Source organism: Allobosea sp. NPDC055332, from assembly GCF_053645455.1.
This window is the reverse complement of record NZ_JBSHMO010000001.1, coordinates 986,899-1,003,215: the sequence shown is the minus strand read 5'-3', so window position 1 is coordinate 1,003,215 and position 16,317 is coordinate 986,899. Positions and strand designations below refer to the sequence as shown.

Genomic DNA, 16,317 nt, shown 5'->3' with positions numbered 1-16,317 from the left:
CTGCGGGTCGCGACGTTCAACATCAATAACATCAACAAGCGGCTGCCAAATCTGCTCGCCTGGCTCAAGGCCACGCAACCGGATATCGTTGCTCTGCAGGAACTCAAGGCGAAGGACGCCGATTTTCCTGTCGCAGCCCTGCAGGCCGCTGGCTACGGCGCCGTCTGGCAGGGGCAAAAGACCTGGAACGGCGTCGCGCTGCTGGCTCGGGGCGCTGAGCCGGTTGTTACGCGCCGTCGCCTTCCCGGCGGCGAAGACGATGATCAGGCCCGATACATCGAGGCGGCCATCGCGGGCATCGTCGTCGCTTCGATCTACGCACCCAATGGCAATCCCCAGCCGGGGCCGAAGTTCGACTACAAGCTCGCCTGGATGAAGCGCCTCATCGCGCACGCCGCGGAGCTGAAGGCGTCCGGCGTCCCGGTCATTCTGGCCGGTGACTACAACGTTGCTCCGACCGCGATCGATATTTACCCGACCCGGTCGTGGGATGACGATGCACTGGTCCAGCCGGCGCCTCGCCGAAGTTTCCGCCGATTAGTCGATCTGGGCTGGACCGATGCCGTCCGGCATCTGTTCCCGGATCGGCGCATCTATTCGTTTTGGACCTATTGGCGTGGCCGTTTCGATCGAGACCTCGGGTTGCGGCTCGATCACATCCTCCTATCCGCTGATCTTGCCGGATGCCTGATTGAAGCCGGAGTTGACCGTGATGAGCGCGGCCGGGATGGGGCGAGCGACCATGCCCCGGTGTGGGCTTTGCTAGAGCGCTGATACGCGAATTCTTTGGAACGAGCTGGACGCATGACGACAAGCTGCGTTACTCCTCGTTCAAGGGGCTGCGGGCGAAGGCGGGCGAGGCTATTGGTCTTGCGGCTGGGCTGAGCGTCTGCTTCCGGTACATTCCGGACGTCACATAGGTTCTCCCCGCCTCCAGACGATCTGTTGCACGATTGCTGCATGTCGCCATTCTGAAATGATGTGAATGGCTGTTCATTGCCTTGCCGGTGCCCTGGCGTAAGCCTTGCGCAGCGGCCGGGGACAAGACGTGGCTCTACCGATTTTGGACGGACGATGGGGCGGCCTGGCCCTGCGCCTGGCCCTGCGCCTGGCGCTGCTCGCCGGCACGGCGCTCGTTGCGCCTGCCCACGCTCAGAATGCGACATGGCACACGGCGCCGGTCTCGACCAATTTCAATGCCGGCCTGAACTGGGACACCGGAGTGCGGCCGACCGGCACGGCCTTCTTCGGCACGTCGACGATTACGAACGTTTCGTTCGCGAACAATGTGACCATCGGCGGGTGGACGTTCAACGCCAATGCCGCGAACTACAGCTTCAGCAACAACCGGATTCTGGAGTTCACCGGAGCGGGTATCGTCGTCAACGGCGGCAGCGCGACCATCAGCAACAGCGGCGACCTCTATTTCCGGAACGCCAGCTCTGCGGGCAGCGCCTCGATCACGAACAGCTTCTTCACGGAGTTCCACGACACCAGCACAGCCGGCAATGCCACCATTAGCAACACGGCTTACCTGCTGTTCTATGACGACAGCACGGCCGGCAACGCGACAATCGTCAACAATGGTGCCGGCCTGATCAACTTCCACACGTCGAGCACGGCTGGAAACGCGTCCATCACCAACAATGCCAGCCTGAGCTTCTACGACACGAGCAAGGCCGGCAGCGCCACCATCACCAACAAGAACAGCCTGATCTTCTATGACAGCAGCTCGGCCGACAGCGCGACCATCGTCAATGAGAGCAGCCTGATCTTTCGCGGCTTCAGCACGGCCGGCACGGCGACGATCACGACGGCGGCCGGGGCGACGACCCAGTTCATCGCCGCCGGCAGCAGCGCCGGGGCGCGCTTCATCACCCAGGCCGGCGGCACGGTCGATATCTCGGATCCCGCCGGATTGGCCGCGATGACGGCCGGCTCGATCGAGGGGGCCGGGAATTACGTCATCGGCGCCAAGCAGTTCACGGTCGGCTCGAACAATCTCTCGACCGAGGCGAGCGGCGTCATCTCCGGCAGCGGTTCGCTGGTCAAGACAGGCACGGGCACGCTGACCTTATCGGGAACCAATACCTATAGCGGCGGCACGACGATCTCCGGCGGCACGTTGCAGCTCGGCACTGCCGGTGCGGTCGGCTCCATTCTGGGGACAGTCACCGTCGGCAACGGGGCGACATTCAATATCGTCAACGCCGACACGAGCGGCATCACGACGATCTCGAATGATGGGCGCGCATATTTCCGCGGCACCAGTAGCGCCGGCACGAGCAGCTTCACCAACACGGGCTACGGCCTGACGCAGTTCTACGGCACCAGCACGGCGGGCAGCGCCACCATCATCAACGACGGCTCCTGGGGGTTCAACGACACCAGCAGCGCCGGCAGCGCCAGCATCACGAACACCTACAGCATGGTTTTCGCCGGCAGCAGCACCGCGGGCAGCGCCACAATCGTCAACAATTATGGATTGTCCTTCAACGGCAACAGCACGGCCGGCAGCGCGACCATCACAAATAGTTCCAGTGGAACTCTCTATTTCTCCGGCGACGGTACGGCGGGCAGTGCTGTCATCACCAACAACGGGAATATGTCGTTCAACGGGAGCAGCACAGCCGGCAGCGCCACCATTACCAACAACAGCGGCAGAGATCTGAATTTCAACGACGCCAGCACCGCTGGCAGCGCCACCATCACCAACAACGGCACGCTGCGATTCGACGGCACCAGCACGGCGGGCAGCGCCACCATTACCAACTACCACTATTTGTACTTCTACGGCACCAGCGCGGCGGGCAATGCCGCCATCACCAACAGCAACTACCTGAGCTTTAACAACGCCAGCACGGCTGGCAGCGCCACTATCATCAACGACGGCACGCTGCGATTCCTGAACACCAGCACGGCGGGCAACGCCGCCATCACCAACAGCAACTACCTGAGCTTTAACAACGCCAGCACGGCGGACAGTGCCACCCTCGTCAACAACAGCGGTCGCCTGGCATTCTCCGAGGCCAGCACGGCCGGCAATGCCACCATCTTCAACACCGGCCAGGTCGAATTCAACGCGGCCAGCACGGCTGGCAGTGCCACCATCACCAACGACAACAATGTGTATTTCTACGATACCAGCACGGCGGGCAGTGCCACCCTCGTCAACAATGCCGGAGGCACGGTTGACTTCTCGGGCAGCACCGGCCCGAACGGCGACCGCAAGCTGAGCGCCGGTTCGATCGCCGGGGCCGGCAACTACCTCCTCGGCGCCAACGAGCTGACTGTCGGCTCGAACAATCTCTCGACCGAGGTGAGCGGCGTCATCTCCGGCAGCGGCGGCTCGCTGGTCAAGACCGGCACAGGCACGCTGACACTGTCCGGCGCCGTCACCTATACCGGCGGCACCACGATCGCCGGCGGGATGCTGCAGTTCGGCAACGGCACGTCGAGCGGCAACATCAATCTGGGCGGCGGCATCAACGTGACCGGCGGCACGCTGGCGATCCAGGCGCCGGCGACCCTGACCGTCGCGCAGACCGTGACCTTCGGCAACAACACCACGCTGTCCATCGCCGCCGGCACGAGCAGCCCTGCGCTCTCCGCCGACAGCATCACGATCGGCAACGGCGCCACCTTCAACATCAGCGGCATCGCCGATGCGAGCCAGCTCGACATGGTGCTGGTCGATACCGCATCCGGCATCAACGGCGACTTCGCCAGCGTCAGCGTCGGCGGTTTCAGCGGCACGGTGGACTACCTCACCGTCTCCGCCCGCAAATCGGCCGACGGCCGGCAATATCTCGCCAGCTATGGGCTGAGCTGGACGGCCGGCAATAACCTGGCCCATGGCACCTTCACCCTGACCAATGCCACCGACAGCTTCACGGTCGGAGCGGTGCTGGCCGATCAGAGCGCGAACCTTGCGACCGGCTGGAACGGCACCTCGCTGACCAAGGCCGGCGCGGGCACGCTGATCCTGACCGCAACCAACACCTATACCGGCGGCACGACGATCGCGGGCGGCACGCTCCAGATCGGCAATGGCGGCACGACCGGCTCAATCCTCGGCGACGTCGTCAATCATGGCCAGCTCGTCTTCAATCGCAGCAATGCGATCGGCTTCAACGGCGCCATCAGCGGCACGGGCGGCCTGACCAAGCAGGGCGCCGGCACGCTGACCCTGACAGGAACCAACAGCTATTCCGGCGCGACCTCGATCGAGGCCGGCACGCTCTTCATCGATGCCGCGCGGGCCATGTCGGCGGCTTCGGATTACAAGGTCGCCTCGGGCACCACGCTGCAGATCAGCGATGGGCTGGGCGCCGTGACCGCTGGCTCGCTCGCCGGCGCCGGCACGATCCAGATTGGCAGCGGCACGACATTGAAGGCTGGCAGCAGCAACGCTTCGACGACATTCTCCGGCACGATCAGCGGCAATGGCGCGCTCGACAAGACCGGCACCGGCACGCTGACGCTGACGGGGACGAACACCTATACCGGCGCAACCAAGGTCTCCGGCGGCAAGCTGGTGGTCAACGGCTCGCTGGCGAGCTCGGTCGCGCTCGACGGCGGCACGCTCGGCGGCTCCGGCACGATCGGGGCGATGAATGTCGGGAGCGGCGCGACGGTGGCGCCAGGCAACTCGATCGGGACGCTCAACGTCTCCGGCAACGTCGCCTTCGCCAGCGGTTCGACCTATCAGGTCGAGGTCAACGCGGCCGGCCAGAGCGACAGGATCGCGGCCTCGGGCAAGGCGACGATTACGGGCGGTACGGTGCAGGTCCTCGCCGAGAACGGCAACTACGCGGCGGCGACGAACTACACCATCCTGACCGCCTCGGGCGGCGTCACCGGCACCTTCAGCAGCGTCAGCTCGAACCTCGCCTTCCTGACGCCGTCGCTCGGCTATGGCGGCACCAGCGTGACGCTGACGATGACGCGCAACGACACCGGCTTCGGCCCGGGTGGTGGGGACACCGGCGGCGGCACCACACCGGGCGGTGGCGGCGCGACCCCGGGTGGCGGCACGTCCGGCAATTACATCGCCCAGACCCGTAACCAGGGCTTCATCGCCAATGCCGCCGAGGCGCTCGGCGCCGGCAACCCGGTCTATGACGCGCTGATCTCGGCGACGGCGGCCGAGGCCCGCGCCGGCTTCGACCTGCTCTCCGGCGAGGCCCATGCCCAGGCGGTCAGCGTCATGATCGATGAGAGCCGGCTGGTGCGCGAGAGCATCCTCAACCGCCTGCGCGGCCCGCTGCTCACCCAGCCTGGCCAGCAGGTCGCGGCCGCGTTCAGCGCCGACCTGCCCGGTCGCAAGGGTGCGATCACGATGGCCGCGCCGCTGCCGCAGCCGCGCTACACGCTCTGGGGCGAGGCTTTCGGCAGCGCCGGCAACAGCGATGCCGACGGCAATGCCGCCTCGCTGTCCCGCCGCAGCGGCGGTGCCTTGCTCGGGGCGGACATCATGCTCTATGACGCGCCCGGCTCGTCGCTGAAGGTCGGCGTCGCCGGCGGCTACAGCCAGTCGCGCTTCGATCTCGATGCCCGCCTCTCCTCCGGCAAGCTCGAAAGCGGCCATGCCGCGCTCTATGCCGGCGCCCGCTTCGGCAGCCTGCGCTTCGACGCCGGCGCCGCCTATAGCTGGTCGGAAAGCGACATCCGCCGCCAGGTCGCGATCCGCGGCTTCGGTGACCTGCTCCGCCTGCAGCGTCCGGGGCAGGTTCTGCAGGGCTTCGCCGAGCTCGGCTATGGCTTTGCCTTCAGTGGCTTTGCGCTCGAGCCCTTCGCCCAGCTGGCGCTGCTCCGGGTCTCGACCGATGCTGGCACCGAACAGGGCGGTGCCGCGGCGCTGCGCGTGCTCTCCAGCGACCAGACGCTCGGCTTCACCACGCTCGGCCTGCGCGCCGAGGCGCAGCTCGGGACGATGCCGCTGTTTGCCCGGGCCGTGCTCGGCTGGCGCCATGGTTTTGGCGAGCTCACCCCGCTGGCCAGAACCGCCTTCGCGCTGGGCACCAATCCGGCCGTGGTCTTCGCCGCCCCGATCGACCGCAACGCGCTCACCGCCGAGGCCGGCCTCGACTGGCGCATCTCGCAGGCCACGGCGCTGGGCCTGACCTACTCCGCGGCAATAGGCGAACGCTCCAGAGACCACGCCCTCAAGGGCAGGGTCGAGATGCGGTTCTGAACGGCGCCTATTTCGGTTGGCATTAATGTTCGCCTTCGACCCATAGCGGGTGCTCGTTGCCATGTTGATTTGACACGAATCATGGCCGTGCAATAGCGGTGGGCCCCTGATCGCTCGATAGGATCGACATCTATGACGAGGGCATTCGCGGTAGCCTGTGCCATGTGCCTGTACGGTGGTTACCCGGCGACAGGCACGGAGCTCGTCAACCTCGATGACTTTATTGGCGGCATCGAAAAAGCCGATAGTGATTCTGCGTGCAGAACATCCGCGCCCGTATCTGCTCTTTGGAAAGAGATACGGCTTCGGTACGTCCCCGATCCAGGTGCGACGCGTTCGACAAAAGTAAACCTTCCCGCCCAATTCGCTGCGGCATTCGGCAAAGCAAAATTAGAAAAGCGCGACGTTGCAGGGTATCGGCGAGTAAGTATCCCATTAATGGGATTATACCGCGGCCTTCGTACTCAACAACTTGCCTTCGACATGGGCATCGAGAACGGCATCAGTGTCGTCTCCATTTTGTTTGATGCTTCGCGGCAAGAGGTTGAAAGTGTTCTCGGAAAAGACCTCGCTCGCGCCACGCCAACGTCGTGGGGAGAGGCAAAGATCGTCAGCCGCGGTTCCGCCGCAGAGCTCGTTTGCAATCTCTCAAGCTAGGCGGCAGCAAGTAGGGTGTTGCTTCCGATAGGTCCTTCACTGCGACCACCGCGCCTCGCCCAAAACCGCTCCTCCGCTGAACCTTGGACGTCCGCTTCCGACCCATTGCGGACACCCGCCAAGCCTGCGTCCTATCCATTCGGCAACGGTGTTGACGGGCATGAACTGGGGTCAACGCGGAGGTGAAGAATCGCGCGCAATTCTCGGATCCGGGTCACCCCTGAGAAATCGTCCAGCAGCCTCTAGGATTAGCCGCTTGGCTATCTCATGCTCCATGAAATTCGCGCCATAGGGGCCCTCGCCATATGGCTCTTCGTATTCCCATTCGGGGAGATCGGCCGGATCGTCGCCGCCAATAGCCAATAACCAATAATTGTGCTTAGCTTTAAAGTAAAATTTTGATCCGTTGATAGTTCCTGTTGCTTGAACCATACTCCACCCGTCAATTTCCGCTATTTCAATACCGGGAGCGAGCGAGATATTCTCCTCTCTGAATTTTTGCAATTTGGCCTCCGACGCTTTAGCATATCTCATCTCTGCTTCCGGCCTGTTTTCAAAAGTTGCGGAAGCTGGGTGGTTAATCCGGGCATTCCGCACAAAATCGGGCCCTCGGGGTGCGAAGCGGCTTTCCGCACGAATGGCAGGGTGGACCGAAATCGCTTGCCCGATGATGCCAGATTGCGTTGATATTTGTTTCCCGGAAGCCCGTTAGCTCGAAATATCGCTGCAATACGCCAGGTTCATAAACTCGCCGCCGAGCTTCTAATAGATCGACCTCTGGGTGGCGACTACGGTATTCTTTTACGTCTTCAATCGACCTCGTGAGAAGCGGATGGATTTCCGCCCATTCGCGTTCGTCGAGCATGGGGATGTCCTGCCGACATCGCCAGCAATAGAGCACCTTTGGCATCCAGTTATCACTCCGCGCGCAGTCTGGTGCTGGCGGGCCTGCGACCCAAATCAGACAATCGCAATGTCCGCTTCCGACCCGTAAGCGACATGGCCATTCATGGATCAGTAGGCGCTGTAACCTATATCCAGCACGGGAACTCACTCAGGACCAACCTTGATTGAATCGATCTTAGGCTTCTTCGCCCGGCTGGTTTGGTTGTCATTGACCCTATGGCTAGGCTATTGGACGGGGCGCGCAACAATACAGGTCCTGTCGCTTGGTCGCTTGGATGTCGCTGAGTATGGGAACTACAATCAGAATCCCTTCAAGCTGTTCTGGTATCGCGGCGGGCGGCCTGTCGTTTCATTCCTGGCAGCGATCGCTTTGGGGCAATTCCTCTGGTTCGGGCTCTTCTTCGGCATTGTGATCTATCTTTCGCGCGGTTAAGCCGCTGCTCCACTTCCGACACCTTACGACTCCAGTACCGACCGTCTGCTTGAGTTATGAACCCTCCTTTTCATTCGGGTAGAGCCGGCGCCTCAGCTTGGCGCGAATGTAAAGAAAAGAAGGGACGCTCAGGACTATCAGCAGAACCGCCGCAAGCAACGGATGCAACGCGCTCACCAGGCTGTCAGCTCGTATAAAATACCATGCTAAAACAAGCTGGATTGGCAGGTTAAAAACAACTGTTAGCATTGTGAGTTTGCCGTCTTGCTCTTTGGTCAGCATTGTCGTTCTCACACGGGAGACACGGCCTTAAATGGGCCCGCTGGTATCTTTCGTTCAGACCGTTAACGTCGTCCTCTGCCCCATCTCAGACGTTCTCTCGAACCCGCTCAGTCGTCGTCTCTATGAGCTCGCCCAACCCGCCAGATGAACGCTAATCCACCCGTGAGGAAGACCAGAAGTCCAATTGCAACGATGGCGGTATGCCTGTTGGTGGCCTCATACAGCAGGAAGAAGGCGCAGAGCCCCGCGAGAACAACGAGGCTTGGCCGGGTCTGAACCCTCCATGCCCAACCCACTATCGATCTCAGCATGTCCATCGCGCAGTCGCTAGCACAGGCGGATTAACGTCCGCTTTCGACCCCTTGCGGACATTGCTTGGAGACCAGGATCCCACAAGGCGCCCCGCTCTGAACCTGCAGCTCTCCCATCGAGCTGAGTCCGCAAATCCAGAGTCAAATGGTTCCTTAAGCGCCCTGATTGTACTGGCTCCGACGTAACTTGGAGCGGACGCGGTGAAGAAGCTCAAAATTCTGGCGTTGGCGCTTTTGAGCCTGATCATCCTAGTTGGTGTCATAAAGAACGTTCAAAGCAGCCGCGCCGAAAAGCGATATGCCGAGCAGCAGGCGCGCATTGCAGCCGACGAAGCTCTGGATCTGCAATATTCAAAGTTGCCGCAACCCCGGCTCGATATTCATGCGATCAAGCAGCTACCTAGCGGTGGCAGCTATATGGGGTCGTCTTTTCGGCCCTCTTTCCTAAAGCGCGTAGCCGAGGCGGGAAGGCTCCCCGTCATTGTTAGCTTACCGGGTTGTGGGTTTGGAGTATCGGGAGCGGACTTGCTCGAAAATGTCGCCATGCTCAGTATTCTTGAGAACCCGCCGCTACTGAACCGGAAATCGTTTTTCCAAGCATGTAAGGATCGTGACCGCGATATGGTCTCAAGCATAATGCGAGAACATTTGGAGTTCGTATCCGCTTACATTGCGCGCAGCGATTGGATCGATAAGGATCGTGTTCTTCTCAGCGGCTATGGGGAAGGTGGGCCAATCGTGATTGCCTCTTCAATGTCCGCGAAGAGAATTGCGATCGGCGACTCGTGCTTGATCGGATGGCCCAAGACAATTTCCGATCAGCGCAGCACGGTCCTTCTGACCGTGGATACGAACGGCCTCATGCGTGATGCCTCCCCCACACGACCGGTCGATGTTAAAGACGTGCAAGCACGAGGCGTTTCGTCCCTCGTCGTTGCGAAGCCTTGCCCTGGGTTGGAGCGACCGCAGGTTCATCTCCCAGCCAAGGAGATCGTGACTGCTGGCAGGATCGACATGTTGTCTTTGCCGTTGCCCCTTCGCAAAGCGAGGAAGGCGATCTACGACCAGCTTTGAGATCGAGGCAACAGTGCTGCACCATCGACTTCCGCTTCCGACCCCTTCCAGACATGGTGATCGAGCGTAGCCTTGGCACCGCGAAGCCAGTTTGCCTTGGTAGCTCGCGCCCTCGATAGAAGCGCTTCCCTATGGGCGTGGAACGCAACGCCGCGTCCGCTCTGTCGATCGTCCGTGCTGCCCGCGCAGGCCCGGATTTGTGCCGCCGCTTACCTCAAGAATTTGCCCTCGTGGACATCTGCCGTCGTCGACGAGAACGGTCTGGCCAGAGCGGATTTGCCCTTTGCTGGGCTCGCGGCTGTAGACCTGCTGTGCGACTGCAGCCTCCGTGAGCAGGAGAAGAGAAAATGCAACTGCTGAAGCTTCAAGACGTGCCATTCTCTATCCCCCAAAGTTGCGCCTAGAAGCGGTCAGGTTGTGCGGTGACGGGTCTTTCGACCACGTTGGGCAGTGGCCGCACGCGGCGCCACAATCGGTTCCATCTTGGCGAAGACAGGATTCGGCTTGTGATCGAGCGCAGCGCCTGTTGCCACATCGACGCCCATGCCGACGACGCCCCCGATCAGGACATTGCCAGCGAAGCCGGCCGCACCACCTCCGCTAATGTCCGTCGTAACGTTGACCTGCTGATCCCTGTGACCTTCGAGCGAGAACGTCGCGACGAACTCCTGGCGCCGCGAAATCGGCAGGGTGCATGGCGTTGCCGGGCAGGTCAGGCCGGTCGAGGTCCGCATCTCTGCACCAGGCGGCTCGGAATTGAACGTCACGTCGTTGTTCATGCCGCGCGTAACCGTGCCGCACGCGCCCAGCCCGAGCGCGACGGCGCATGCCATCAGCTTCTTCATATGGTTGTAGCCCCAACAGTCCCCGCAACGTTGGTTGCATGCCGGATAGCTGCCGTCGAGAGGCGCGCGGCATTCTCCACAGCGGGCATCTAGTCAGCGCCACATGCCTCGCATCTTGGCGCGCACATCGATCTTGGGGCCAGTGGAGGCTGTGCGCGTGTCGGCGGGCGCAGCGAGCGGCCAGGCGCGCCGCTCGAAGTGCTTCAGCAGAGTGTTCGGAATGAAGCGCGTGCGCGCCGCATAGACGTGGCGGTCGCCGGTCGATGACTGGCCGTGGGTGAAGAAGCGCTGCGGCACTATCAAGTGCAGATCGTCCTTGGCGCGCGTCATCGCGACATAGAGCAGCCGGCGCTCCTCCTCGATCTCATCCCTGGCGCCTGCGCCCAGATCGATCGGAATGCAGCCGTCGACCACGTTCATGACGAAGACCGACTTCCACTCCTGCCCCTTGGCCGAATGGATGGTCGAGAGGATCAGATAGTCCTCGTCGAGATGCGGCACCCCGGCTTGGTCGCTGGTCGCGTCCGGTGGATCGAGCGTCAACTCGGTCAAAAAGCGCTCACGCGAAGGATAGCCGCCAGCGATCTGTTCGAGCTGCAGTAGATCAGCTTGGCGCGTCGTCGCGTCCTCGTGGATGCGCTCGAGATGCGGCTCGTACCAGAGCCGGGCTCGCTCGATCTCGGCTGGCCAGCCTGATCTGCCCGAGCGCAACTCCTCGATCGCTTCGATGAATGTTGACCAGTCCTCTCCCGCGCGCGCCGGCGGCGGGGCGTCGCGCAACGCCTCTGCACCCTCCGGCGCCTGCGCCAGATGTTCGATGACGCGCTGGGCCGAGGTCGGCCCTACGCCCGGCAGGAGCTGCATCACGCGGAAGGCTGAGACCCGGTCGCGCGGGTTCTCGACGAAGCGCAGCAGGGCGAGCAGGTCTTTGACGTGGGCAGCGTCGAGGAACTTCAACCCACCGAACTTGACGAACGGGATGTTCCGGCGCGTCAGCTCGATCTCGAGCGGGCCGCTATGGTGTGAGGCGCGGAAGAGCACCGCCTGCTGCTTGAGCGTCGCGCCGGCCTCGCGGTTCTCCAGCACCTTTTCGGCAATGAAGCGTGCCTGATCGGCCTCGTCTCGGACATTGACCAATTCCGGCGCGGCGCCGGCGGCGCGATCGGTCCAGAGGTTCTTGGTGAAGCGCTCAGCGGCGAGGTCAATCACCGCATTGGCGGCGGCGAGGATGGCCTGCGTCGAGCGATAGTTCTGGTCGAGCGTGATCACCTCGGCCGCCGGCGAGAATGCCAGCGGGAAGTCGAGGATATTGCGGACGGTCGCGGCGCGAAAAGAATAGATCGACTGCGCATCGTCGCCGACCACAGTCAGGCCGCGGCCGTCCGGCTTCAGCGCCAGCAGGATCGACGACTGCAGCCGGTTGGTATCCTGGTACTCGTCGACCATGACGTGATCGAAGCGCCCCCCAACATCGGCCGCGAGGTCGCCATCGGTCATCGCCTGCGCCCAGTAGAGCAGCAGGTCGTCGTAATCGAGCACGTTCTGCTGCTGCTTGGCCTCCACATAGGCCTCGAAGAGCTGCCTCAGCTCCTCCATCCAAGCGATGCACCACGGATAGGACAGCCGCAGTACGTCCTCGATCGGCTGCTCGGCGTTGACGCAGCGCGAATAGATCGAGAGGCAGGTTCCCTTGGTTGGAAAGCGCGTCTCGGTCTTCGAAAAGCCGAGCTCGTGCCGGACCAGGTTCATCAGGTCGGCGGCGTCCTCGCGGTCATGGATGGTGAAGGCGGGATCGAGCCCGATCTGCTCGGCGAGATCACGCAGAAGGCGTGCGCCGACGCCATGGAAGGTGCCGGCCCAATTCAGCGCATCGACCGCTACGCCGGCGCCCTCGCCCATCACCTTACGAGCGATGCGCTCGACGCGGCGGATCATCTCGGAGGCAGCCCGGCGCGAGAACGTCATCAGAAGGATGCGGCGCGGGTCGGCACCGCTAACGAGCAGATGGGCGACGCGATGCGCCAGGGTATTGGTCTTGCCCGAGCCGGCGCCGGCAATGATCAGCACAGGGGGAGCAGGGAGTGGTCCATCGCCATGCGAGACCGCCCGTCGCTGAGCCGGGTTCAGGCTATCGAGATAGACGTGCGCGCTCATGTCGATTCGGTCTGCTGAAGTTGAAGGGCAGCACGGGCTGAAGGCGCCTGCAATGTCGAAAGACGGCTATCGGGTTGTCCGAAGCCTGCCTGTGCAACGTCCGGTCGGCTTGACTCTCTCGGCTCAAAAGTTCTCATTATGTTCTCATACTGGAGAGCAAAGCCCATGTCAGCCGTGCCACTGCCGGACACGTCGCGTATGACGGAATTGGAGACCGAGATCGACGGCGTCATTGCCGAGCACGGCAGTGAACGCGCTGCGATCCGGGCGTTGCTGCTGGATCTCGCAGAGCTCGGGCGCGACGGCGATCGGGCAAGCTCGCACGGCGATCTGCGCGGGCTGTTCTCGGAGGGCGCCCGGCCGGTCAAAAGCGAGGATCTGTGATGGTCAAACGCTCGCAACGCAGCCTGCATCCTGGCAAGGCAGCGGAGATGAAGGCAACGCTCCGCACCTTTCAGTGGGAAGTCAGGAAATGGTGTGGCGAGATTCCGCTTGGCACGACCGTCTATGTTGCGCTGCAGTCGCTCGCTGATGCCTTGAACCTAGCTGACATGCAGCTCAACGGAGCGCTCGACGATGCCAAGCGTGATGCTGGCGGGTATGGCAAGCGCGGGCTGGAGGATTTCTGAGACTGGCGGTTCGGCGCCCCACTCCCAATAGAAAGGCCTCTCGGAGCGAGCCGAGAGGCAGGTTGTCTCTGGCGAAGGGGCAGGCGGCTGCGCCCTAGCCTCTGACTTGCTACCAGATGCCGACACCGACAGGTCGGGTCCCGAATTCCGTCGGCGCGTAGCCGTTGGTGACGATCCTCATATTTCCGTTGCCGGTAAGGCCGAAGCTACCCCAGCTGATGGCGTTGATCATGCCCTGCGAGTAGAACGTCGTCTGGTTGGACAGGTGCAAAGTGCCCTCGATATCGAGCGAGTGCATGCTGTTGTCCGCCGCGGCGAATGCGGTTGAGACCATGTAGACGTCGGCGTCGGTGTTGGTGCCGGGCCCGAACGAGTAGGTGTGCAGCCCGGAGATGTCGGCACTCTGCAGACCGTTGAAGTAGATGTTGCCGCCAGTGGCTCCGAAGGCCGTGACATTGCGGATCACCGGCTCGCGAATGCCGGACGGCGTCACGCGGCCGGAGCCGTTCAGTTCAATATTGCGGAACGGAGCGTTGGCCAGCACGCCACTCGACAGGTAGAGGTTCTCGATCACCACCCTGTCGACCGAGCAGGACGGCGTCTGGGTCGATGCTGAGTAGATGATGTAGGAGTTCGGCGTGGCGCCTGGATAGCTCGGGACAGAAAAGTTCCGGAGCGCGCTGCCGCCGCAGCCGTTGAGGCGGATCAGAACGCCGCCGGGGAAGTCCTTCCTGATCGTAGCGCTCAGCACCTCGTCGCCTTCCAGCGTCACGCGACCGAGGTTGATGGTCGATGTCACCCGGAGGCAGCCGCTCCAGCCGATGCGGTTGGTGCCCTGCACGAGAGACGTCGCATCAGCGATTGCTGCGTTCAGTGCAGCGGTGTCGTCGGTCACGCAATCGAGAGCCGCGCCGTAGTCTTTGAGCCGGAGCTGCGATGGAGCGGCACCGGCGGGCACGGACCCCAAGCCGAGCAATGCCGAGAGGACAAGCGTCTTCAATACGACTGAGGGCAAAGCCATTAGGTTTCTCCAGGTTGGCAGTTGCAGCAGCCGAGAGGATGACTTTGATCCTCACGATGCTGTCGTTGAGTATGAGGCCGCTGGAGACACCGGGGATTGATTGCTGATCTATCCCCGCAAGGACGATGAAATGACGGAAGCTCGCCCCTTTCATGTGTTGATCGATATTGATCGCTGTCGACTACACATCCGCTTGTACGAGATCGGGGCTTAGCTCTCAAAACGGCGATGGATACGGAGATCGTTTCCGCCCTCGGCGATAGTGAGCAACTTCGGATCAGGGTCGCAGACGAGCGTGCCGCCTACGCGTTCCGGCGCTGCTTCGGTGGCCCAGCAGTGTCAGCCAATGAGATCGGGCGCCGCGGAGCTCGCCGACGATGCACGAGGGGCAAGCACGGAACCGTTGACAGTGCCGCGCGTTCAGCTGCCGTCTCCCTGCACCGTCGAGACGACCTGGCCTCTTCAGCTTTCGCTGTCGGGGCTTTTTCTTTGGCTCCTGCGTGTTGGCCTCGGCTTGGCGCTCCCCCAACCCAGCGCCTGCCTGTCGCCAAAGCAGTCGTCTCCCGGCGTCAATCGGCGAATTGCTTATCGCGGCTGAACTCTTGATTACGTGCTGCGTCACGCATCATTCTAAAACTCACGGCGCCAGCGGTACCGCGATGTTTGTATCTGGCTTGGAGCACGCTTCAATAATTTATGGCTTTCCGCCAATCGGGGTGCCCTGCAAAACTTCCGAAATCGCAGTATTGTATCGCCACTTCCAATCCGGATTTAGCAGCGGCGTCATTCGGACCAGCAATACTTTTGCCAAATCATCGTTGTGCAACTTCAATTGCTGGATGGGCGTTACCGTTGGGGTCGGAGAGAACAATATAAAAAGCGCTTCGCCAACAGGCCCCTCAGCAAAAGCAAAAATTGCCGCAAGCGTTGGAAAAAAGCGTTTGATTGCCTGATCCACCAGTACCGTCTCAGGGTTTGTGTAAGAATCGATCTTGTCTTTGAGTTTGCCCTCGATCCGATCAATGTCGGAAGGACGTACGGGAGCATCCTTCAGGGAGCGATATGCCCTCTCGTAGACCTCGGACCAAGCACCCCATGCCTGAAGCACCTGCTGGGGTGTTGCTTTGGGATCCGACATCGCGGTGTGCACGCGCTTTACGCAGTCCGTGATCGTGATGCCTCCGCAAGAAATCGTTGGCGCCGGGGCAATTTGAGCCAAGGCGCCGGAACCCGCCAACAAAACCAGGCCGGCGCTGACCAAGAGCATGGATCTGAACTTCATCCCCAGACCTCCCATCACCTCAAACATTGCTCTGAGCTCACCATGGGACTCGAACCCGGAAGTTCTGAAACCTCACTGGAAAAGCATACTTCTTGACAGCCATACCCTTGCGACCGAACCGCTCTGATCACTTCGCACTGCGATGAATTATCACAGTGCTTAGCGTCCACTTGAGATTGCCCACCGCTCACCCGAACAGAGATTTTTGCAGCGATGAACGGCTTCTCTGGATTATTCTCAGTGAATGTTTTAGCAGTGACTTTAATTTCATTCATGAAAAGACCACAAGTTAATTCTGATTTAGTTTCTATCCAAGTATTTGCTGATATTCCTTGAAATTCACCCTTGTCATTGACTGATATTCTGAAAAGTGGACTTTTGGAGATATAGTTTTTGCTCTGAGATGGAAATCCTATTTGAGTTTTACTCTCCTTCTTTTCTTGAGAATGAGCCGCCGTTGATACCATCAAGATCAACGAGAAAGCGGCGACGCTTTTCATGGCAATCATAATTATTGCTCCAGAATT

15 protein-coding genes are annotated in these 16,317 nt (G+C 61.4%); 7 read left to right on the top strand and 8 right to left on the bottom strand.

The window, feature by feature from the left end; genetic code table 11:
* From ACWIGM_RS05135 to ACWIGM_RS05125, 3 genes are all read left to right on the top strand, one after another.
* Positions 1-774: an exodeoxyribonuclease III gene (locus ACWIGM_RS05135; RefSeq protein ID WP_454025448.1), complete on the top strand. Its 774-nt coding sequence runs from the start codon at positions 1-3 to the stop codon at positions 772-774.
* Between the two features lie 274 nt (positions 775-1,048).
* Complete coding sequence (locus ACWIGM_RS05130; protein WP_454024829.1) at positions 1,049-6,196, top strand: autotransporter domain-containing protein; 5,148 nt, start codon at positions 1,049-1,051, stop codon at positions 6,194-6,196.
* 132 nt (positions 6,197-6,328) lie between these two features.
* A complete protein-coding gene (locus ACWIGM_RS05125) occupies positions 6,329-6,853 on the top strand; it encodes a hypothetical protein (protein WP_454024828.1) in 525 nt (174 codons plus the stop codon).
* A 171-nt stretch (positions 6,854-7,024) separates the two neighbouring features.
* Here the strand turns inward: ACWIGM_RS05125 and ACWIGM_RS05120 are convergent, their stop codons facing one another.
* Positions 7,025-7,387, bottom strand: coding sequence for a hypothetical protein (locus tag ACWIGM_RS05120; protein WP_454024827.1), 363 nt, complete (start codon positions 7,385-7,387; stop codon positions 7,025-7,027).
* A 532-nt stretch (positions 7,388-7,919) separates the two neighbouring features.
* On the opposite strand from ACWIGM_RS05120, the gene ACWIGM_RS05115 reads away from it, so the two are divergent.
* Positions 7,920-8,192: a hypothetical protein gene (locus ACWIGM_RS05115; protein WP_454024826.1), complete on the top strand. Its 273-nt coding sequence runs from the start codon at positions 7,920-7,922 to the stop codon at positions 8,190-8,192.
* A gap of 54 nt (positions 8,193-8,246) precedes the next feature.
* Here the strand turns inward: ACWIGM_RS05115 and ACWIGM_RS05110 are convergent, their stop codons facing one another.
* Entirely contained in the window at positions 8,247-8,474 is a 228-nt protein-coding gene (locus ACWIGM_RS05110) for a hypothetical protein (RefSeq protein ID WP_454024825.1), read from the bottom strand.
* Positions 8,475-8,986: 512 nt separating this feature from the next.
* Here ACWIGM_RS05110 and ACWIGM_RS05105 point away from each other — a divergent pair.
* Positions 8,987-9,859: a hypothetical protein gene (locus tag ACWIGM_RS05105; protein WP_454024824.1), complete on the top strand. Its 873-nt coding sequence runs from the start codon at positions 8,987-8,989 to the stop codon at positions 9,857-9,859.
* Positions 9,860-9,988: 129 nt separating this feature from the next.
* Here ACWIGM_RS05105 and ACWIGM_RS05100 read toward each other — a convergent pair whose 3' ends face one another.
* The 3 genes from ACWIGM_RS05100 to ACWIGM_RS05090 form a co-directional block, all read right to left on the bottom strand.
* Positions 9,989-10,237 (bottom strand): DUF6719 family protein, encoded by a 249-nt coding sequence (locus ACWIGM_RS05100; RefSeq protein ID WP_454024823.1) that lies wholly within the window; start codon positions 10,235-10,237, stop codon positions 9,989-9,991.
* A gap of 32 nt (positions 10,238-10,269) precedes the next feature.
* A complete protein-coding gene (locus ACWIGM_RS05095) occupies positions 10,270-10,704 on the bottom strand; it encodes a translation initiation factor 2 (RefSeq protein WP_454024822.1) in 435 nt (144 codons plus the stop codon).
* Between the two features lie 93 nt (positions 10,705-10,797).
* Entirely contained in the window at positions 10,798-12,858 is a 2,061-nt protein-coding gene (locus ACWIGM_RS05090) for an ATP-dependent helicase (protein WP_454024821.1), read from the bottom strand.
* A gap of 165 nt (positions 12,859-13,023) precedes the next feature.
* On the opposite strand from ACWIGM_RS05090, the gene ACWIGM_RS05085 reads away from it, so the two are divergent.
* Together ACWIGM_RS05085 and ACWIGM_RS05080 are read left to right on the top strand one after the other, a co-directional pair.
* Entirely contained in the window at positions 13,024-13,242 is a 219-nt protein-coding gene (locus tag ACWIGM_RS05085; RefSeq protein WP_454024820.1) for a hypothetical protein, read from the top strand.
* The gene (locus ACWIGM_RS05080; protein WP_454024819.1) at positions 13,242-13,487 is read left to right on the top strand and encodes a hypothetical protein; all 246 of its coding nucleotides are present in this window, start codon (positions 13,242-13,244) and stop codon (positions 13,485-13,487) included. Before ACWIGM_RS05085 ends, ACWIGM_RS05080 begins: the two co-directional genes overlap by 1 nt.
* A gap of 109 nt (positions 13,488-13,596) precedes the next feature.
* Here ACWIGM_RS05080 and ACWIGM_RS05075 read toward each other — a convergent pair whose 3' ends face one another.
* From ACWIGM_RS05075 to ACWIGM_RS05065, 3 genes are all read right to left on the bottom strand, one after another.
* Positions 13,597-14,508 (bottom strand): hypothetical protein, encoded by a 912-nt coding sequence (locus tag ACWIGM_RS05075; protein ID WP_454024818.1) that lies wholly within the window; start codon positions 14,506-14,508, stop codon positions 13,597-13,599.
* A 694-nt stretch (positions 14,509-15,202) separates the two neighbouring features.
* Positions 15,203-15,790, bottom strand: coding sequence for a hypothetical protein (locus ACWIGM_RS05070; protein ID WP_454024817.1), 588 nt, complete (start codon positions 15,788-15,790; stop codon positions 15,203-15,205).
* 14 nt (positions 15,791-15,804) lie between these two features.
* On the bottom strand, positions 15,805-16,299 hold the full coding sequence (locus tag ACWIGM_RS05065) for a hypothetical protein (RefSeq protein WP_454024816.1): 495 nt from the start codon (positions 16,297-16,299) through the stop codon (positions 15,805-15,807).
* Positions 16,300-16,317: the final 18 nt, after the last annotated feature.